This window comes from Curtobacterium sp. A7_M15 (genome assembly GCF_030705415.1).
In the GTDB taxonomy this organism is placed as follows: Bacteria; Actinomycetota; Actinomycetes; order Actinomycetales; family Microbacteriaceae; genus Curtobacterium.
This window is the reverse complement of the sequence record NZ_JAUZED010000063.1, coordinates 1-20,199: the sequence shown is the minus strand read 5'-3', so window position 1 is coordinate 20,199 and position 20,199 is coordinate 1. Positions and strand designations below refer to the sequence as shown.

The window sequence follows — 20,199 nt, the reverse complement described above, 5'->3', positions numbered from 1 at the left end:
GGTCGCGCCTCCTGGGCCGACAGCCTGGAGGCGCGACCCGCCCCCGTCAGGCGGCCCGCGTCCGCCGTCGCGCCCGGTTCGCGCTGAACGCCTGTCCGATCACGAGCACGAAGGGGATCGCAGCGAGCGCGATCGCACTGGTGACGAGCAGGACACCGGCCCAGACGGTGTGGGATGCGCCGTCGATGCCGTAGGCGTCGGCGACGTCCATGCCGAGCCAGAAGCCGCTCCACCAGGTCATCGGGCCCCCGAGCGCCACCACCCCGAGCAGGACGGCGGCGGTCACGAACGGTCGTGCACGCGTGACGACGAGCGACGTACCGAGGCCGACCGCCAGGGCCACGCCGACGAGGGCGATCCCGACGACGACCGCGGTGTCGGTGCCGACCGCGAACCCCTCGCGCTCGAGGTGTGCGTGGACCTCGGCGAGCGTCGCGCCGGGCACGGCAGCGAGTGGATCGAGCACGAGCGCCTGGATCGCGAGCAGGGCGGCGTAGAGTGCCACCACCGCGATCCCGGTGCCGGCCACCAGCCGGTTGGTCCTGGTCTGCTCGTCCACAGCGTCGCCCCCTGTCGTCCCCGTCCATCGGACTGTAGCGGAACGGAATGGACGGACCACCGTGGTGGTTATCATCGGGGTACTCGAAAAGGGAGCCATCATGGTCGACGTCCATCGCGTCAAACTCCCCGGAGTCGGCGTGCTGCACAGCTTCTACACCGACGACGGTGGCAAGTGTGGTGTCATCACGCACCGGTCGGGCCACTCTGACCTCATCTCCTTCGCGGACGTCTCGGACGGCGCGGACAAGTCGGAGAAGGTGTCGCTGCGCCTCAGTGAGGACGAGGCGCACACGCTCGCCGAACTCCTCGGGGGCACCCGCATCACCGAGGGCCTCGACAAGCTCGACGAGATCCCGGGCCTCAGCATCGACTGGTTCTCGGTCGACTACGACGACGCCATCGCCGGCAAGCCCCTCGGCGACCTGCACGACTCGGGCTTCATCGGCCTGACCGTCGTGGCCGTCGTCCGCGGCGACAGCGCCAACCCGGCCCCGTCGTCCGACTTCGTCGTCTTCCCGGGCGACACCATCGTCGTCGCCGGCGCGCCCGAGAAGGTCGCCAAGGCGTTCTCGTTCTACCGCAGCGGAGAGCTTGCGGCCGCTGCGGCCGAGGCCCCGCGCAGGAGCTAGCGCGTGCACCTGGGTGGTGAGCTGCTCACCATCGGGATCCTGTTCATCATCGCCTACGTCCTGGGGCGACTGGGCAAGACGATCGGGTTGCCGGCGATCCCGATCTACATGGTGGTGGGGCTCATCGCGAGTCCCCACACGCCGTGGATCGGGCTGAACGTCGAGTCGCACACCATCGAGCTCATCGCGACGTTCGGGCTCATCCTGCTCCTGTTCAACCTCGGGCTGGAGTTCGACCAGGAAGAGTTCTACGGCAACGCCGGCAAGCTCCTGGTCTCCGGCGGGACGTACGTCGCGATCAACATGGGCGTCGGGTTCGCCTTCGGGTTCTCGCTCGGGTGGGGTACCCGTGAAGCCCTGATCATCGCGGGCATGACCGCGACGTCCTCGAGTGCGATCGTGACGAAGCTCCTCATCGAGCTCCGGCGCCTCGCCAACGACGAGACACCGATGATCCTCGGCGTCACGGTGATCGAGGACGTCTTCATCGCGATCTACCTCGCGATCGTGTCGGTGGTGCTCTCCGGTGACACGAACATCTGGGGCGTCGTGGGCAAGCTCGCGTTGGCCTTCGGGTTCCTCATCGTGATGTTCACGCTCGCCCGGTTCGCCGGCAAGTGGGTGTCCCGGATCTTCGCGACCCGCGACGACGAGCTGTTCACCGTGCTGTTCTTCGGCCTCGCGGTCATGTTCGGCGGCATCGGCGACCTGCTCGGTGTGACGGACGCGATCGGGGCGTTCGTGATCGGTCTGCTCTGCGGTGCCACCCGCTACCGCGACCGCATCGAACAGCTCGCCCTGCCGATGCGCGACGTGTTCGCGGCGTTCTTCTTCGTGAACTTCGGGCTCGGACTGGACCTGTCGACCTTCGGTGAGGTGCTCTGGCCGGTCCTCGGCGCGATCGGCATGACCGTCGGCCTGAACGCCGTCGCTGGGCAGCTCGTCGCGCGCATGAACGGCTTCAACGTCCAGCAGGGGATCAACACCGCGGTCATCCTGGTGAACCGGGGTGAGTTCGCGCTGATCCTCGCGACGCTCTCGGCCGCTGCCGGACTCGAGGCTCGGATCACCGCCTTCGCGGGCCTGTACGTCCTGGTCATGGCGATCCTCGGGCCGTTGCTCGCGGTCAACTCCGACCGCATCGGTCGGCTCGTGGTTCGTCCGGCCCGCGTGGCGCGACTGCGGTCCCGGTTGCGGGCGCGACTCGGCTCCCGTCGCGGCGTCGCACTCGAGGACGCGGTCGACACCGCCGCCGTCGCGGGCGTCGCGGAGCAGGACGCCAGGGCGGCCGCACGTCGTGCCGAGCGGGACCGGCAGTTCGCCGAGGAGTTCGCGCTCGTGGAGGCCGCGGGCAGGGAAGAGCGGGAGAATGGGTCCCCGGACCTGGTCGACGACCCCGTGACGTCGTCGGTCGAGATCCCCGCCGAGCGGCCTGAACGCCCGGTGCGACCGCGCGATCCGGAGTACTGATACAGATGTGGGCCGTAGCCCGACGACCGAGGTGGATCGCGCTGCTGTTGCTGGCGCTCGTGCTCGCGGCGGTGTTCGCCGGGCTGGGCAAGTGGCAGCTCGAGCGGAGCATCGCCAACGGCACCCCGCTCCCCGCGACGACCGAGACCCGGAAGAGCCTCGATGCCGTGACCGGGCCGATGCAGCCCGCGACCGAGAAGATGGCCGGCCAGAAGGTGACGGTCACCGGGACGTTCGTCGCCGGTGACACCACCGTCCTGACCGGTCGCACCGGTGGCGGGACGTACCAGACCGTCGGACACCTGGTGGACGACACCAGCGGCGCGAGCCTCCCGGTCGTCATCGGGTGGTCCGACCAGCGGTCGGCCGCCGTCGCCGGTGGTGACCGCCTGGCGGACGGCACGCGGCTCACGGTCGAGGGCCGGTACTACCCCGCCGAGTCGCCCGACCAGGACGCCTACGACAAGGGCGAGTACTCGGCGGTCGCACCCGCCCGGTTCGTGAACACGTGGAAGGCGTTCGACGACCGGATGTACCTCGGCTACGTCGTCGCCGACGGCACCACCGCGAAGGCGGCCGACCTCGGCACCATCGCTGATCGGGCACCTACGCGCGAGGTCCAGTTCGACTGGCTCAACCTCTTCTACGCGGTCGAGTGGGTCGTGTTCGCCGGGTTCGCCGTCTTCCTCTGGTACCGGTTCGTCAAGGACGCCTGGGAGCGCGAGGAAGAAGAGCGGCGTGAGGCCGCACTCAGCGTCGACGGTGCCCTCGTCGACCGACGGTAGGATGGCGGATATGGCTCTGACCGTCCGACCCCGCGACGTCCCGAAGATCCCGGGCGCGGTGAAGTGGTACCGCGTCTCGGCGTACATCACCGGCGTGCTGCTGCTCGCCCTGGTCGTCGAGATGGTCATCAAGTACACGCCGCTGCACCTCGAGATGCAGCTCGGCGGCGGCGCGTTCTTCGTGCCGGAGGGCACGGCCGGCAAGGAGCCCGGCACCTTCAACCTGTCGATCGGCATCCTCATCGCCCACGGCTGGCTGTACGTGCTCTACCTCTTCACCGACTTCCGTCTGTGGAGCATCATGCGCTGGAAGCCGATCCGCTTCCTGCTCATCGCCCTCGGGGGCATCATCCCGTTCATGTCGTTCGTGGTCGAGCACCGCATGCAGAAGATCGCCATGGACACCTACCACGAGCTGACCGCTGCCCAGCAGCGTGAGAAGGAGGCCGCTCGGTGAGCGAGACCGAACAGCGTCCCGTCCTCGTCGTCGACTTCGGGGCCCAGTACGCGCAGCTCATCGCGCGTCGGGTGCGCGAGGCGAACGTCTACAGCGAGATCGTCCCGCACTCGATCACCGCGGACGAGGTCCGTGCGAAGGACCCGGCGGCGATCGTCCTGTCCGGCGGACCGTCGTCCGTGTACGAGCAGGGTGCTCCCGCGCTCGACGGCGACATCCTCGACCTCGGCGTCCCCGTGCTCGGCATCTGCTACGGCTTCCAGGCGATGGCGACCGCGCTCGGCGGCGAGGTCGCGCAGACCGGGCAGCGCGAGTACGGCGCGACCGACGTCACCGTGACCGGCACGGACAGCGTCCTGCTCGGTGCACAGCCGGAGTCCCAGGTGACCTGGATGTCCCACGGCGACTCCGTTGCTAAGGCTCCCGAGGGCTTCGAGGTCCTCGCGTCGAGCGCCTCGACCCCGGTCGCCGCGTTCGCCTCCGACGAGCGCAAGCTGTACGGCGTGCAGTGGCACCCCGAGGTCAAGCACTCGGTCTACGGCCAGGCCGTGCTCGAGAACTTCCTGCACCGTGCCGCCGGACTCCCGGGTGACTGGAACTCCGCGAACGTCATCGAGGAGCAGGTCGCCCGCATCAAGGAGCAGGTCGGGTCCGCGCGGGTCATCGCCGGGCTCTCCGGCGGTGTGGACTCCGCCGTGGCCGCTGCCCTGGTGCACAAGGCCGTCGGTGACCAGCTCACGTGCGTCTTCGTCGACCACGGGCTCCTCCGCGCCGACGAGCGCAAGCAGGTGGAAGAGGACTACGTCGCCTCCACCGGTGTGCGGCTCGTCACGGTCGACGCCGAGCAGCAGTTCCTCGACGCCCTCGCCGGTGTCAGCGACCCCGAGCAGAAGCGCAAGATCATCGGGCGCGAGTTCATCCGCACGTTCGAGGCAGCAGCCGAGGCGCTCGTGCTCGAGGCCCGCGGCGACGACGACGCGGGCGAGGTCAAGTTCCTCGTCCAGGGCACGCTCTACCCCGACGTCGTCGAGTCCGGCGGCGGTTCGGGCACGGCGAACATCAAGTCGCACCACAACGTCGGTGGTCTCCCCGAGGACATGACGTTCGAGCTCGTCGAGCCGCTCCGCACCCTCTTCAAGGACGAGGTCCGCGCGGTCGGTCGCGAGCTCGGGCTGCCCGAGGTCATCGTCGGACGCCAGCCGTTCCCCGGTCCGGGACTCGGCATCCGCATCGTGGGCGAGGTCACTGCGGAGCGCTTGAACCTGCTCCGTGCGGCCGACAAGATCGCGCGCGAGGAGCTCACCGCGGCGGGCCTCGACGAGGAGATCTGGCAGTGCCCGGTCGTCCTGCTCGCCGATGTCCGCTCCGTGGGTGTCCAGGGCGACGGACGCACCTACGGCCACCCGATCGTGCTCCGTCCGGTGTCCTCCGAGGACGCCATGACCGCCGACTGGACGCGCCTGCCGTACGACACCCTCGCGAAGATCTCGAACCGCATCACCAACGAGGTGCCCGATGTGAACCGGGTCGTGCTCGACGTCACGTCGAAGCCGCCGGGGACGATCGAGTGGGAGTAGTCCTCCCGCGCTGACGGCCCGGCACGCGCCCTGCGTGCCGGGCCGTCCTGCGTCCGGGGTCGGGGCGTACGGCGAGGTCGCACGATGTGCCGCCATGCGTACGACGAGGTCGCACGATCTGCCGTCACCTGCGCCGTCCAGCGGCACTTCGTGCGACCTCGGTGGATGTGACCGGCACGTCGTGGAACCTCGGGAGGAAGAACGGCGAAGGGCCCCGGCGTGGTCGCCGGGGCCCTTCTGGTCGTTCGTGATGCGCGCCGCTAGTTGCGCTGGCTGCTCGCGACGATGGCGAGGATGCGCAGGATCTCGAGGTACAGCCACACGATCGTGACGATGAGTCCGAACGCCGCCGTCCACGCGTAGATCCGGGGAGCGCCGCGGCGGACACCGGTCTGGATCTGGTCGAAGTCGAGGATCAGCGAGTACGCCGCCATGACCACGACGAGGATGCCGATGATGACGCCGAGCGGGATGCCGAAGATCTCGAACCCGAGGGCGCCGAACGCGGTCTGGGTGACGCCGGTCCACATGAGGATCAGGTTGATCAACGAGAACACCAGGTAGCCGACCATCGCGACGAGGAAGAAGCGCGTGGCCTTCGGCGTGGCGCGGACCTTGCCGGAGGCGAACAGCGCGAGCGTCACCGCGAAGACACCGAGCGTGCCGAACACGGCCTGCACGACGATGCCGCCGAACGCGTTCTGGTAGTAGTGCGAGATGCCGCCGACGAACAGGCCCTGCGCGAAGGAGTACGCCAGGACGAGGCCGGGCGACGGCTTCTTCTTGAACATGTTGACGAGCGCCAGCACGAAGCCGGCGACCGCGCCGATGATCCAGACGATGATGGGCGCGTTCCACCCGGCCACCGCACCCACGACGAGCACGCCGAACGCGAGCAGCGTCTTGACGATCGTGTCTTCGTAGGACATGCGGTCCGTGTCGACCGTGCTGGCCGACGGGCGGTCGTACATGTACTGCAGCTGCTCGGGCGTCATGCCGCCCTGTGCCTGCTGCGGCGTCTGGCCCCAGCCTGCCTGCTGCTGACCGGCACCGGCGCCCCAGGCGTTCCGGCCCGCGTCGTTGAAGGCGGGGGACTGGTCGAAACCGGGCTTGAAGGCCATGGTGTCCTCTTCCTTGGAGATTCGAGTCCTCTCAGCCTAGGTGCGCTCGATCGCGGAAGGCTGAGGATTCGCGGCGAGCGGAAGCGGCCCTGGGAGCCGCGACCACTGGAGCCTATGGGCGTGCGCTGCGTGCGGGCCCGGAAGTGCCCTGGAGCCAGCCGACCGTGCAGGGCGGGGCGCGGGGCGGAGGTGGGTCGCGCCTCCTGGACGGCGAACGGGCCCCGCGACCGAGGTCACGGGGCCCGTCGTGGGTGCGCCGGTGGCTACTTGACGGTGACCGTGAGGTCCGCGCTCTTGCTGCCGGCGACGTTCGCGTCCTTGAGGTACTCGGCCCGCAGGACGTGCTTGCCCTTCGTCAGCGACAGCGTGGCCGAGCCGGCGCCCTTGGCGATCGGGAAGGTCGCGAGGCGCTTCTTGCCCTCGTAGATCGCCCCGGTGCCGTTGACCGTCACGCCCGGTGCCGTGACCCGGACGGCCGCCTTGCCCTTGCTGTACGTGAGGCTCGTCGTCGACGTGGCCCGCACGACCGTGAGCGTCGCCGCGGCGGTCGACTTCGAGTCGGTGCCCGCGAAGGTGGTGGACGCGCTCGCGAACGAGGCGGAGATCGCGTGCGTCCCCACCACGAGTGCCGGCGACAGCTTGCGGACCGCCTTGCCGTCCTTCACGACGGCCTCACCGATGTTCTTCGTGCCGTCGAAGAAGGTGACGACGCCCGACTGGGTACCGATGCCGCCACCGATCGTCGCGGTCGCGGTGGTGCCGCTCGTGCCGTAGGCGTGCTTCGGCGTGGAGAGGGTCACCGTGGTGGTGGTCGCCGGGACCGAGGCGTCGAGCGTGAAGCGGTCGACGGTGGAGCCGATCGCAGCCGGGTCGGCGGTCGCCGTCGGCTGGAGGGTGACGCCGCACGACGGGACGTTGCCGTGCTCGACGGCCGAGTTCAGCGTGGTGCAGTCACTGGCGCGGATGTTGGCGACGTCGAGCTTGTCGTCGGTGACCGAGACCTTCACGAACGTGCGGACGTGCTCCTGGTTCTCGACCGAGTTCGCCCAGTGGCGCTTGCCGGTCGGGTCGAGCGGGTCCGCCCCGTAGCCGCTCTGCGTCGCGTCCGGCGTGGTCAGGTCGTAGTACTTCGAACCGGAGGCCGAGTTGGCGGTGATGTAGATGACGCCGCCGGGGCCGGAGAAGACCTCGGGAGCGGCCGGCTGCTCGTCGGGGTTCGCCTTCTTGCCGTTCTTGATCGCGTAGCTGCGCGAGTACGAGTGGTCGTGGCCCTGCAGGACGATGTCGACGCCGAGGTCCGAGAACGCACGCGTGAAGTCGAACCGGCGCTGCTGGTTGTCCTTGTCGTTCGCGTGGTCCGCGGGCGAGTAGATCGAGTGGTGGTAGACCAGCGCGGTCCACTTCGCGTCGTCGCCGTAGCGGTTGATCACGTCGCGGACGTAGCCCACGTGCGTGGCGTCCGAGCCGCCGGCGTAGGCGTTCGAGTTGATGTCGATGAACAGGACGCCCTTGTACATGTACCAGTAGTCGCCACCCGAGTTCGTGGTGGTGTTGCCACCCGGGTAGAAGTCCGGGACCTTGAGCGAGTTCGGGACCTGGTTGTGCTGCTCGTACGCCTTGCCGCCGACGTCGTGGTTGCCGATGGTCGAGGCCCACGGGTAGCGCTTCAGGACGTCGCTGCTGTCGGCGAAGGCGCCCCACTCGTACTCGTTGTTCGCGTGCTCGACCTGGTCGCCGCCCGAGACGAGGAGCTCGGCGGCGGGGTCCGTCGACGTCGCGTACTCCAGCGTGTCCGCCCAGCCCGCACCGTCGTCGTCCACGTAGCCCGACGAACCGATCTGGGGGTCACCGAAGAACAGGAAGTCGAAGTCGCCGGAGAAGCTCTTCGTGCTGAACGTGTACGCCGTCGACCACGCCGAACCGTCCGCCGCACCGACGTGGTACGTGTAGCTCGTGTTCGGCTCGAGGCCGGAGATCGTCGCGTGGGCGTTCGCGTAGCCGGACTCGGCGGCGATGCCCGGGATGGACTTCGTGTTCGAGTCGGTCGTGCTCGTGTCCGCCGCGGTGTTCGCGCTCGTCGAGGCGGGGATCGTCCGCTTGGCGTCGGTGAACACCCCGCCCGTCATGTCCGCGGTCTTCTCGATCTCGAGCGACTGCGCGACGTTCGAGGGGAAGTACCAGGAGGCGATGCGCTGGCTCTCGGTGGCGCCGACACCGAGCAGCACGTGCAGCGGGCCGCCCGTCGAGATGTTCGTGGTGGGCGTGGTCGTGGCGGCGGTCGCCGTACCGGCCCCGACCATCGAGGCGCCCGCGATGAGCGCCGCCCCGAGGACGGCCCCGCCGAGGCGGAGGGTGGTGGTTCTGCGCCGCGAGGCGCCGGACAGAGGGCTCATGAATGGTCCGTTTCTCAGGATGGGGTGATGGGCCATCCGAGACTCTGCATGTGCTGGGAAACGCATTGGTGAACGCTGCGTGACGATCAGGCCCTGATGTCACGAGGTACGGCTCCGTCAACCTGCGGCGAGACGTTGCACGAACCAGATCATGCCCATCACGAAGACCCCGGCCGTCACGGCACCGGTCACCCACAGCGACGCCCGGTGCGCCTTCCGACGCAACAGGGCGAGCGGCGGGAACACGATCACGATGATCGCCAGCTGCACCGCCTCGATGCCGACGTTGAACACGAGGAGCGACACGAGCAACTGCCACGAGAACGCCTCGTGGATGCCGAGGGCCCCGGCGAACCCGAGACCGTGGATGAGCCCGAACCCGAACACCACGGCGAGGCGGGACCATCCGGCGCGGTCCAGGGAGAACCGCCCGTGGTCGCCGACCACGAGCTCGTCCGCCTTCGACCGGCGCCGCCAGAGGCGCCACAGGTACCAGCCGGCGACCGCCGCGATCGACAGCGCGATGAGCGGCTCGACGACGATCGCGGGCGGACTCACGACCCCCAGGGCGGCGAGGATGAAGGTGATCGAGTGCGCGACGGTGAAGGCGGACGCGGTGAAGACGACCTCGCGGAGTCGCCGTGACCCGGCGATCAGTGCGACGAGGAACAGGATGTGGTCGATCCCCGTGAGCAGGTGCTCGGCGCCGAGGCGGAAGAACTCCCAGAACCGCGCACCGGCGGACTGCTCGGTCGAGAACGACCGTTGCGATGCATCGAGCGTCGCCGATCCCTGCTTGCCGTCGACGTCGTAGGTCACGATCGTCTTCGTGTCCGTCACGAAGGACTCCCGGTCCGGGAACAGCGAGGACGTCACGACGTGTCCGGGCTGCGTGCGGTCGGGCTGCGGGCACGTGAAGTCCACGGCGACCTCGGCGTACGGCACCTCGTCCTGCATGTCCACCGTGATCGTCTTCTCGAGCTCCCCGTGGCAGGACCGCCCTGCCGAGGACACCGAGAACCGGTCGAGGACGTAGTCGCTCAGGGAGTCGGTGTGCGCCTCGGCCACCTGCACCATGCGCGGGAAGTCCCCGTCGTCCCACGCCGCCTGCCCCTGTCGGTAGAAGGGGTCGTCGTGCTCGCTCGTCCCGACCGACACGAGCATGAGGTCGTACTCGAGGCCGAGCTCCGCGTGGACCGTCTCCGGCTCCGCCTCCGACGACGTCACGTGCGCGTACACGACCGAGCTGAACCCGTGGGCGCTCGCCGGGGACGCGGTGGCGAGCACCCCGGCGACGGCGGCGCCGACCACGATCGCGGCGCAGACGAGGCGGATCAGGAGCGAACGGCGTGCTGGTCGTGCGTGGCGGGTGGTTCCGGAGGTCACCGCGCAGACGATCCGGGCCGCGGGCGACCCGGAGGTGAACGGAGGGCGACCAACAGCTGGACGGCACACGGACAGCGGCTCCGACGGGCCGGTCGACCCGTCCGGCCGTGGTTCCATGTCGGTGATCGCCGCGGCCCCGGCCGCGACCCACACGCCCTTGGAGCCCGACGTGACCCGCCTGCCTGCCCGGACGACCGTGTCGCGGACGACCGCCTCCCGGACGACCGCCTCCCGGACGGCCGTGTTCCACCCGGCCGTCTCCCTGACCGCCGTCGCACTCGCCGCGGCCGGCGCGCTCTCGCTGGCGGCGTGCTCGACGACCACGACCACGACCACGACGTCGGCCACTGGGCCCGCCGCATCGAGCAGCGCGCTCGGTGAGGGGTTCCTCGCAGCGGGCCGTGTCCCCGCTCCGGAGTCGACCGTCTCGCCGGCACCGGGCTCGTGGTCCGCGGTGCACCCGCCGTCGCACTACGAGGTGGTCCTCCTCTCCGACCAGGCCGACGCCGAGGCCGGTCGGGTGGACCCCGCGGACGGCCGGGCCGCCCGGACCCTCGCGGCCGCGGTCGCGTCCTGGGCCGCAGCCGAGGACGTCTCCCTCACGCGCGTCGTCGCGGCAGACCCCGACGACCGTGTGGCCGCGGTCGCACGCGCGGTGGACGAGCACCCGGACCTGGTGATCAGCGTCGGTGACGACATGGTCGACCCGCTCGCCGCGGTGTCACCGAGTGCCCTGCACCAGCAGTTCCTCGTGCTCGGCGCGGAGATCGCCGAGCCGACGTCGAACGTGACGGCGGCGGACTGGACCGGTGGGGGTTTCCGCGGTGAGGGTCTCGGTCCGTCGAGCCACCACGACCCGTCGACCTTCACCCCGGAGCGCGCCGGGCGGGCACTGCGGGCAGGCGTCGCGGCGGTGCTGAACGACCTCACCGGCATCGTGGTCTGGGTGCGCTGACCGGTCACCTCGCGACCACGCGGGATCGGTATGGTGCGCCCATGACCCTGGTGATCGCCCACCGCGGCGCGTCCGGCTACCGTCCCGAGCACTCGCGGAGCGCCTACGAGCTCGCGATCGAGCTCGGCGCCGACGCGATCGAGCCCGATCTCGTGCCGACGAAGGACGGCGTGCTGGTGCTCCGGCACGAGAACGAGGTCTCCGGCACGACCGACGTCGCCGACCACCCGGAGTTCCGGCACCTGCGGACGACGAAGACGGTCGACGGGCAGCAGGTGACGGGGTGGTTCACCGAGGACTTCACGTGGGCACAGCTGCGGACGCTGCGGACCCGTGAGCGCCTCCCCGCCCTGCGACCCGGTTCGGCGGAGCACGACGGCGAGGAGCCGGTCCTCCGCCTCGAGGACCTGCTCGCGATCCTCGATGCGGCACCCCGTCCGGTCGGGCTCGTCGCGGAGGTCAAGCACGCCGACTTCTTCGGTCGCGTGGGCTTCCCGATGGGGCAGCTCCTCGACGCGGCCCTCGCCGAGCACGGGTGGCGCGGGGACGAGCGGCTCACCGTCGAGAGCTTCGAGAAGGGCGTGCTGCGGGACCTGCGGGAGCGCGGGACCGGTGGGCGGCTCGTCTACCTCCAGGAGGCGCGGGGCAGCGCCGCCGACGAGGTCGCGTCCCACGGGGCGCTGGCTCCCACCTACGCGGCTGAACGGTCCGACGACGCGCTCGCCGCGTTCGCGACCGAGTTCCACGGGATCAGCGTCGACCTGGGGACGCTGATGGCCGGGGTGGACAGCGTCGCGCTCGACGACCCGACGCCGGTCCGCAGCGCGATCGTCGACCGGGCGCACGACGCCGGGCTCGCCGTCTACGCCTGGACCCTGCGGCCGGAGAACCGGTTCCTGCCCGGGCCGCTGCGACGGGGCGGCGACCTGGCTGCCTTCGGTGACTGGGAGCGCTGGTACACGTCGGTCGTCCGGACCGGCCTGGACGGGGTGTTCGCCGACCACACCGACCTGGCGGTCCTGGCCCGCTCGGCTGTCGGGGGTCCGGCCTAGACTGTCCCGGACATGACGATCGTGCTGGACCCATTCGACTCGTCGCCCGAACAGGGTGGCGGAACCGCCTCGTACGAGGACCCGTTCACCGCGGGTCTGAACCCCCAGCAGAAGGAAGCCGTCGAGTACCGCGGCGAGTCCCTGCTCATCGTGGCGGGTGCCGGCTCCGGCAAGACGAGTGTCCTCACCCGGCGCATCGCCCTGCTCCTCGCCAACCGCGAAGCCTGGCCGTCGCAGATCCTGGCGATCACGTTCACGAACAAGGCCGCCGCCGAGATGCGTGAGCGGGTCCGTGCGCTCGTCGGCGGCGAGGCCGAGGGCATGTGGATCTCGACCTTCCACTCGGCGTGCGTGCGGATCCTGCGCCGCGAAGCCGAGCGGTTCGGGTTCCCCCAGTCGTTCACGATCTACGACTCCGCCGACTCCCGGGCGCTGCTCAAGCGGATCATCAAGGAGCTCGAGGCCGACTCCCTCGGGCTCACCGTCGGTGCCGCGGCCTCGAAGATCTCGAAGCTCAAGAACGAGCTGCAGGACATCGACTCCTACGCGCGGAACATCAACGCGAACGACCCGCAAGAGGTCATGTTCACCGAGGTCTTCCGGCGGTACACGAACGAGCTCCGTCGGGCGAACGCGTTCGACTTCGACGACCTCATCGGGCAGACGGTCTTCCTCTTCCGCGCCTTCCCGGACGTCGCCGCGCTCTACCAGCGGCGGTTCCGGTTCGTCCTGGTCGACGAGTACCAGGACACCAACCACGCGCAGTACGCGCTCATCCGCGAGCTCACCCGGCCGGTCCCGGTCGAGCAGGTGGACAAGCTCGAGGACGCCGGCCAGCACGTCGCCCGCATGCGCGAGGCGGACGGGTCCATCGCTCCGGCGTCCCTGACGGTCGTGGGTGACTCCGACCAGTCGATCTACGCCTTCCGCGGGGCGGACATCCGCAACATCGTCGAGTTCGAGCGGGACTTCCCGAACTCGAAGGTGATCCTGCTCGAGCAGAACTACCGGTCGACGCAGAACATCCTCGACGCGGCCAACGCCGTCATCGCGAACAACTTCGACCGGCAGGCGAAGAACCTGTTCACGGACGTCGGCGCCGGCGACAAGATCGTCGGGTTCACGGGCTACACCGGCCACGACGAGGCCCAGTTCGTCGCCGACGAGATCCAGCGGCTGCACGAGGACGGCACCGACTACCGCGACATGGCGGTGTTCTACCGGACGAACTCGCAGACCCGTGCGCTCGAGGAGATCTTCATCCGTGCGGCCATCCCGTACCGGGTCCTCGGCGGGACCAAGTTCTACGAGCGTGCCGAGATCAAGGACGCCATGGCGTACCTGATCACCGTGGCGAACCCTGCCGACCCGATGGCGCTCCGTCGCATCCTCAACGTGCCGAAGCGCGGCATCGGTGCCGTCACCGAGACGACACTGCAGCGCTACGCCGACGAGCACGACACGACGATGCGCGAAGCCCTCCGGCACGCCGACGAGCTCGGCTTCGGCCCGAAGGTCCGGAACGCGATCACGGCCTTCGCCGCGCTGCTCGACGACGTCTCGTCGCGCGCCGCGACCCAGCCGGTCGTGGACACCCTCACCCAGCTGCTCGACGGCTCCGGACTGCTCGAGAACCTCCGGAAGTCACCGGACGCGCAGGACGCTGCCCGCGCGGACAACATCGACGAACTCGTCGCGGTGACGCGGGAGTTCCAGAAGAACAACCCCGAGGGCACACTGTCCGACTTCCTGACCGAGGTCTCGCTCGTCGCGGCCGCGGACGAGCTCGACGACTCGTCGGGCACGGTGTCGCTCATGACCCTGCACACGGCGAAGGGGCTCGAGTACGACGCGGTCTTCCTGACCGGCGTCGAGGAAGACCTGCTCCCGCACCGCATGTCCGCGAACGAGCCCGGTGGCCCGTCCGAGGAACGCCGGCTCTTCTACGTGGGCATCACCCGTGCGAAGAAGTCCCTCTTCCTGTCGCTCGCGATGACCCGGGCGCAGTTCGGTGACGTGAACGTGGCGATGCCGTCCCGCTTCCTGCAGGAGATCCCCGAGGGGCTCATCGAGTGGAAGCAGTCTCCCGGCATGGCGAACAGTCGCGGCGGTACCGAACCGCGGGCCCTCAATGCGCGTCGCGGCGGTCCCGGCGCGAGTGGCCCCGGCGCCGGCGGCGGGTACCGCGGCGGTGGCGGCTGGGGCGGTGGCTCGTACGACCGGGCGGCGGCTGCTGCGAAGACCCGCCCGAAGACCGAGTGGGCGAACCGCGTGTCCGGACAGGTTCGTGACAACGGGGACATGGAACTCGCGGCGGGCGACCGCATCAAGCACGTCGACTTCGGTGAAGGCACGGTGTCGGCGGTGACCGGCGTCGGTGCCAAGCGCATCGCCGAGATCGCGTTCGACGCCGCGGGCCGCAAGAAGCTCCTCATCAAGATCGCCCCGATCGAGAAGCTCTGAGGCGCTGAACGCCTGACTCGACGCGCCCGGCCAGGTCGGGGGCGGGCTGTCGCACGTGACAATCCCGTCGAGGTGAGGTTAGCCTTACCTAACGTGACAGCCCTCATCGAATTATTGACCTCAGCCAACGCCGAGCGTTACCGGACCGGCGTCGTCGCGACGGTCGATCGCCTCGCGGACCGCATCTCCGCCGTCGACCGACCGACGACCGACACCACCGCTGATGAGCTCCGGGCGCGCGTGGCGGCCGTCGATCTCGACGCGGAGCCCCTCGGGACGGACGGAGCGCTCGCCGAGCTCGACGACCTGTTCGTCCGCGAGGCGGTCTGGTTCCACGACCCCGCGTACCTCGCCCACCTCAACTGCCCGGTCGCGCTGCCCGCGGTCGCGGCGGAGTCGGTGCTCGCCGCCGTGAACACCTCGGTCGACACCTGGGACCAGTCGCGGATCGGGACCGACATCGAGCGGCACGTGGTCGCCTGGCTCGCCGGGCGCATCGGGTTCGCGGGCGGCGACGGGGTGTTCACCTCCGGTGGGTCGCAGTCGAACCTGCAGGCACTGCTGCTGGCGCGTGAGGCAGCGACAGCAGCGACAGCAGCGACCGCGACAGCAGCGACCGCAGCCGCCGAGACTCGCCTCACCGTCTTCGCCACCGCCGAGTCCCACTTCAGCGTCCGCAAGTCCTCCCGGCTCCTCGGCCTGCCCGACGACGCCGTCGTCGACGTTCCCACCGACCAGAGCGGCCGGATGCGTCCCGCGGCCCTCGCCGAGGCGATCGCCGCCGCCCGTGCGGCCGGCCGGATCCCGATGGCCGTCGTCGCCACGGCGGGGACCACCGACCGTGGGGTGATCGACCCGCTCGAGCCGATCGCCGACGTGTGCGACCTCGAGGACGTCTGGCTCCACGTCGATGCCGCCTACGGGTGCGGTCTGCTCGTGTCCCCGACCCGTCGGCACCTGCTGGACGGGATCGAACGGGCGAGGAGCGTGACCACCGACCTGCACAAGTCGTTCTTCCAGCCGGTGTCGTCGAGCGCGCTCGTCGTGCGTGACCCCGCCGACCTGCGCCGCACCGCCTGGTACGCGGACTACCTCAACCCCGAGGACGCCGCCGAGCCGAACCAGGTCGACAAGTCCCTGCAGACCACCAGGCGGTTCGACGCGTTGAAGCTCTGGGCGACCCTCCGAGCGACCGGCGCCGAGGCCATCGGGCGGGCGTTCGACGCGGTGATCGACCTCGCGGCGGCGACCCACGCGATCGTCGACGAGCACCCGGACCTCGTGCTCGTCGCGCCGACGCAACTCAGCACCGTGCTGTTCCGGTGGCAGCCTGCGGGCGTGACCGACGCGGACGCCGACGCGCTGGTGGGGCCGATCCGTGCGGCCCTCCTGGCGGAGGGCCAGGTGCTCATCGCGAAGACCGTGATCGACGGACGCCCGTGCAACAAGCTCACGCTGCTCAACCCGGAGACGACCCCGGCCCAGATGCGGACGGCGCTCGATCACGTGGTCGCGACGGCGGTACGCGTCCGTGCGATCGCCACGGCGCCCGAGGGAGCAGCGCGATGACCCACGACAGCGACGCACGCGTGCACGACCTGATCGGCGTCGGCATCGGGCCGTTCAACCTCGGCCTCGCCTGCCTCACCGCTCCGCTCGACGACGTCGACGCGGTGTTCCTCGACGCCGCCGACGGCTTCGCCTGGCACCACGGCATGATGCTCGACGACGCCACGATCCAGGTGCCCTTCATGGCGGACCTGGTGACGATGGCCGACCCGACCTCGCCGTTCTCGTTCCTCGCCTGGCTCAAGGAGACCGGTCGGCTCTACCCCTTCTACATCCGCGAGGACTTCCACCCCCTCCGCAGCGAGTACGACGCGTACTGCCGCTGGGCCGCCGACCGGCTGGACACGCTCCGCTGGGGTCGGCGGGTCACGGCCGTCGAGCACGACGTGACGACCGACCTGTTCACGGTGCACGCCGAGACCGATCAGGGTCCCGAGACGTACCGCGCTCGCCACGTCGTCGTCGGCATCGGCACGGAGCCGTCCGTCCCCGCACCCCTGCGGGGCATCGAGGGTCCCGCGATCCACTCTGCCGCGTTCCTGCCGAACCGCGACGCGCTGCGGACGGCACGCAGCATCGCCGTCGTCGGCAGTGGCCAGTCCGCCGCCGAGGTCTACCGCGAGCTCCTCGAGGACGTCCGTCGGGACGGCTACCGCCTCGACTGGATCACCCGCTCACCACGGTTCTTCCCGATGGAGGACACCAAGCTGACGCTCGAGATGACGAGCCCGGAGTACACGGACCACTTCCACGCCCTGCCCGAGGACGTCCGCGACCACCTCGGCCGTGAGCAGCGCGGGCTGTACAAGGGCATCAGCGCGGACCTCGTCGACGAGCTCTACGACCAGCTGTACCGGCTCAGCGCGACGGGGCCGGTGCCGACGACGCTCCGGACCGAGACGAGCGTGACCGACGCCGTCTGGCTGGCGGACCGGGGGACGTACCGGCTGACGCTCCGGCACGAGCAGCTCGGCGAGACGTACGAGCACGAGGTGGAGCGGCTGGTCCTGGCGACCGGGTACCGCCCGCGGTCCGCGGGGTTCCTCGCGCCGGTCGAACACCTCGTCGCCCGCGACTCCCGGGGGCGCCTCGCGGTCGCACGCGACCACCACGTCGACCGGCTCGGCGGCCGCATCTGGGTGCAGAACGCCGAGGAGCACACGCACGGCCTCACCGCCCCGGACCTCGGCATGGGGGCGTGGCGGAACGCGTCGATCATCCGGTCCGTCACGGGTCGGCCCGTGTACGGCCTGGAGGCACGGATCGCCTTCCAGGAGTTCGGCCTGCCCGCCTCGGCCCGCTCCACGGCACGGGGCAGCACCGCGGCCAGCGCGCCGCCCCGGCGCGCGGCCGAGCGCACGGAGGTCTCCGCATGACCGTCGACGTGACCACCCTGCCCGGCGTGACGCACGACGGCGGGGCCGAGCCGCGCCTCCTGGCAATCGAACCCGTGGACCCGGATCGTGACGCCGCACTCGTGCAGTCGTGGCTCGCGCACCCCGCGTCGTCGTGGTGGGAGATGGGGCACCTCGACGTCGAAGCGGTGCGGACGTACCTCACCAACGTGCAGGCGGATCCCGCGCAGGCGGCGTGGCTCGGCCGTCGTGACGGCGTGCCGGTGTTCCTCGCGGAGACGTACGACCCGGCTCGGGTCCTGCTCACCGACGTGTTCGCCGCCGAACCCGGCGACGTCGGCATGCACCTGCTCGTCGCGCCGCCGCCCGCCGACGGCCGCGTGCACGGGCTGACGAGCGCCGTCATGCGCACCGTGGTCGACCACTGCCGCGACGTCCTCGGAGCACGCCGCGTCGTCGTCGAGCCCGACGTCCGGAACACCGCCGTGCACGCGAAGAACGCCGAGGTCGGCTTCCGCGTGCTGCGCGAGGTGGACGTCGACGGCAAGCGCGCGCTGCTGTCCGTCCTCGACACCGGCCGGATCGGACTGCCGGACGGCGACGGGCCGGCAGCACACCTCCGGCCGGAGCACCTCGGACCGGCCGAACGGCACCTCGTGGCGAAGTCGATCGCGGAGTTCACGCACGAGCGCCTCGTGGAACCGCAGCCGGACGGCGACGGCTGGCGGCTCGACGCGGGGGAGTCGACCTACCGGTTCCGAGCTCGTCGCCACCTGCTCGAGCACTGGTCGATCGACGAGGCGTCGCTGACCCGTACCCGTGCCGGCTCGGCGGCACCGCTCAGCGCGCAGGACCTCGTCATCGAGCTGCGCCACGTGCTCGGGATCCCCGACGCGCTGCTCGGCACGTACCTCGAGGAGATCGCCTCCACCCTCGCCGGCGCGGCCGCGAAGCACCGTCGCGGTGGACCGTCCGCAGCGCAGCTCGCCCGTGGGCGCACCGAGGGGGCGGACCGCGTCGTCGCCTCGTTCCAGGACGTGGAGTCGGCGATGACCGAGGGGCACCCCGCGTTCGTGGCGGCGAACGGGCGGATCGGGTTCGGGCTCGACGAGTACCGCGCGTACGCCCCCGAGGTCGGCGGTCGCTTCCGCTACCGATGGCTCGCCGCACGCCGGGCCTGCACGCACCTCGCGCTCGCCGCGGACCGCACCGAGCACGACCACTGGGCGGCCGAGCTCGACCCGGAGACGACCGCCGGGTTCCGGGCCGTGCTCGTGACCAGGGGACTCGACCCCGACGACTACGTGTGGATCCCCGTGCACCCCTGGCAGTGGCAGCACCGGATCGCCGTGACGTTCGCGCCGGACCTCGGGCGGCAGGACCTGGTCGACCTCGGTGAGGGGCCGGACGAGTACCAGCCCCAGCAGTCGATCCGGACGGCGTTCGACCGTTCGCACCCGGAGCGTTCGTACGTCAAGACGGCGCTCGCCGTGCAGAACATGGGGTTCCTGCGGGGGATGTCGCCCGCGTACATGCGGAACACCCCGGCGGTGAACGACTGGGTCGCGGCGCTGGTGTCCGCCGATGCGACGCTGGTCGACGCCGGTTTCTCGGTCCTCCGGGAGCACGCGGCGATCGGCTACACCGGCGACGCCTACCACCGGGTCGACGTGCCCTCTCCGCAGCGGAAGATGCTCGCCGCACTGTGGCGGGAGAGCCCGGTCCCGCGGCTGGCCGAGGGCGAGCGGCTGCTGACGATGGCTGCCCTGCTGCACCGGGACGCGGACGGGGACGCCGTGGTCTCGGCGCTGATCGCGTCGTCGGGACTGCCGGCCGACGAGTGGGTGCGGCACTGGCTCGACGCGTACCTGCTGCCCGTCGTGCACTGCCTGACCGTGCACGACCTGGTGTTCATGCCGCACGGCGAGAACCTCGTGCTCGTCGTGCGGGACGGGATCGTGGTGCGTGCGGTGATGAAGGACATCGGGGAGGAGGTCGCGGTGCTCGGACACCACGCCGACCGACCGGTCCCCGTCGACATCGAGCGCATCGTGCACCCGGTGGACGACGACGAAGCGGCGCTCGCCGTGTTCACCGACGTGTTCGACGGGGTGTTGCGGTTCGTGGCGGCGATCCTCGACGACGACGGGGTGCTGCCGGAGTCGCGGTTCTGGCAGGCGGTGGGGGAGTGCGTCGACGCGCACGCCGCAGCCCACCCGGAGCGTCGTCGGCCCCTGGACCTGCGGGTACCGGCGTTCGAGCACTCCTGCCTGAACCGGCTGCAGCTGCGGAACACGCTGTCGATGGTGGACCTGGCGGACCAGTCGTCGTCGCTCATCCGGGCGGGGGCGATGCGGAACCCGGTCGCGCGGTAGGGCCCGCGGCGGGCCGGCCCGTCGGCGCGGCTCGCGCGGCGCCCGGGCGGA

Annotated in this window: 15 protein-coding genes; 11 read left to right on the top strand and 4 right to left on the bottom strand. The window is 70.5% G+C overall.

Annotated features, from left to right (window positions below; genetic code table 11):
• Positions 1-46 precede the first annotated feature (46 nt).
• Entirely contained in the window at positions 47-559 is a 513-nt protein-coding gene (locus Q7F20_RS12065) for a hypothetical protein (protein WP_305740330.1), read from the bottom strand.
• A 100-nt stretch (positions 560-659) separates the two neighbouring features.
• Between Q7F20_RS12065 and Q7F20_RS12060 the strand changes: the two genes are divergently transcribed.
• The 5 genes from Q7F20_RS12060 to guaA are packed head-to-tail and all read left to right on the top strand — an operon-like array spanning position 660 to position 5,479.
• A complete protein-coding gene (locus Q7F20_RS12060; RefSeq protein ID WP_305740329.1) occupies positions 660-1,190 on the top strand; it encodes a cation:proton antiporter regulatory subunit in 531 nt (176 codons plus the stop codon).
• A gap of 3 nt (positions 1,191-1,193) precedes the next feature.
• Positions 1,194-2,660 carry a cation:proton antiporter gene (locus Q7F20_RS12055; RefSeq protein ID WP_305740328.1) on the top strand — a complete coding sequence of 489 codons (1,467 nt, stop codon included), beginning with the start codon at positions 1,194-1,196 and terminating at the stop codon, positions 2,658-2,660.
• Positions 2,661-2,665: 5 nt separating this feature from the next.
• The gene (locus tag Q7F20_RS12050) at positions 2,666-3,445 is read left to right on the top strand and encodes an SURF1 family cytochrome oxidase biogenesis protein (RefSeq protein WP_305740327.1); all 780 of its coding nucleotides are present in this window, start codon (positions 2,666-2,668) and stop codon (positions 3,443-3,445) included.
• Positions 3,446-3,455: 10 nt separating this feature from the next.
• Positions 3,456-3,902: a DUF3817 domain-containing protein gene (locus Q7F20_RS12045; RefSeq protein WP_305740326.1), complete on the top strand. Its 447-nt coding sequence runs from the start codon at positions 3,456-3,458 to the stop codon at positions 3,900-3,902.
• Positions 3,899-5,479: a glutamine-hydrolyzing GMP synthase gene (gene guaA, locus Q7F20_RS12040; RefSeq protein ID WP_305740325.1), complete on the top strand. Its 1,581-nt coding sequence runs from the start codon at positions 3,899-3,901 to the stop codon at positions 5,477-5,479. The genes Q7F20_RS12045 and guaA overlap by 4 nt, the downstream gene beginning before the upstream one ends.
• Positions 5,480-5,739: 260 nt before the next feature.
• Here the strand turns inward: guaA and Q7F20_RS12035 are convergent, their stop codons facing one another.
• From Q7F20_RS12035 to Q7F20_RS12025, 3 genes are all read right to left on the bottom strand, one after another.
• Positions 5,740-6,600: a Bax inhibitor-1/YccA family protein gene (locus Q7F20_RS12035; RefSeq protein ID WP_305740324.1), complete on the bottom strand. Its 861-nt coding sequence runs from the start codon at positions 6,598-6,600 to the stop codon at positions 5,740-5,742.
• A gap of 263 nt (positions 6,601-6,863) precedes the next feature.
• Entirely contained in the window at positions 6,864-8,993 is a 2,130-nt protein-coding gene (locus tag Q7F20_RS12030) for a fibronectin type III domain-containing protein (protein ID WP_305740323.1), read from the bottom strand.
• A 117-nt stretch (positions 8,994-9,110) separates the two neighbouring features.
• Positions 9,111-10,379 (bottom strand): HupE/UreJ family protein, encoded by a 1,269-nt coding sequence (locus tag Q7F20_RS12025; protein ID WP_305740322.1) that lies wholly within the window; start codon positions 10,377-10,379, stop codon positions 9,111-9,113.
• 169 nt (positions 10,380-10,548) lie between these two features.
• Here Q7F20_RS12025 and Q7F20_RS12020 point away from each other — a divergent pair, with 169 nt between their 5' ends.
• The 6 genes from Q7F20_RS12020 (at position 10,549) to Q7F20_RS11995 (ending at position 20,148) form a co-directional block, all read left to right on the top strand.
• Positions 10,549-11,334 carry a hypothetical protein gene (locus Q7F20_RS12020; protein WP_305740321.1) on the top strand — a complete coding sequence of 262 codons (786 nt, stop codon included), beginning with the start codon at positions 10,549-10,551 and terminating at the stop codon, positions 11,332-11,334.
• Between the two features lie 41 nt (positions 11,335-11,375).
• Complete coding sequence (locus Q7F20_RS12015) at positions 11,376-12,386, top strand: glycerophosphodiester phosphodiesterase family protein (RefSeq protein WP_305740320.1); 1,011 nt, start codon at positions 11,376-11,378, stop codon at positions 12,384-12,386.
• Positions 12,387-12,398: 12 nt separating this feature from the next.
• Complete coding sequence (locus Q7F20_RS12010; protein WP_305740319.1) at positions 12,399-14,849, top strand: ATP-dependent helicase; 2,451 nt, start codon at positions 12,399-12,401, stop codon at positions 14,847-14,849.
• A gap of 93 nt (positions 14,850-14,942) precedes the next feature.
• Entirely contained in the window at positions 14,943-16,418 is a 1,476-nt protein-coding gene (locus tag Q7F20_RS12005) for a pyridoxal-dependent decarboxylase (protein WP_305740318.1), read from the top strand.
• The gene (locus tag Q7F20_RS12000) at positions 16,415-17,794 is read left to right on the top strand and encodes a lysine N(6)-hydroxylase/L-ornithine N(5)-oxygenase family protein (protein WP_305740317.1); all 1,380 of its coding nucleotides are present in this window, start codon (positions 16,415-16,417) and stop codon (positions 17,792-17,794) included. Before Q7F20_RS12005 ends, Q7F20_RS12000 begins: the two co-directional genes overlap by 4 nt.
• The gene (locus Q7F20_RS11995) at positions 17,791-20,148 is read left to right on the top strand and encodes a GNAT family N-acetyltransferase (RefSeq protein ID WP_305740316.1); all 2,358 of its coding nucleotides are present in this window, start codon (positions 17,791-17,793) and stop codon (positions 20,146-20,148) included. Before Q7F20_RS12000 ends, Q7F20_RS11995 begins: the two co-directional genes overlap by 4 nt.
• Positions 20,149-20,199 lie beyond the last annotated feature (51 nt).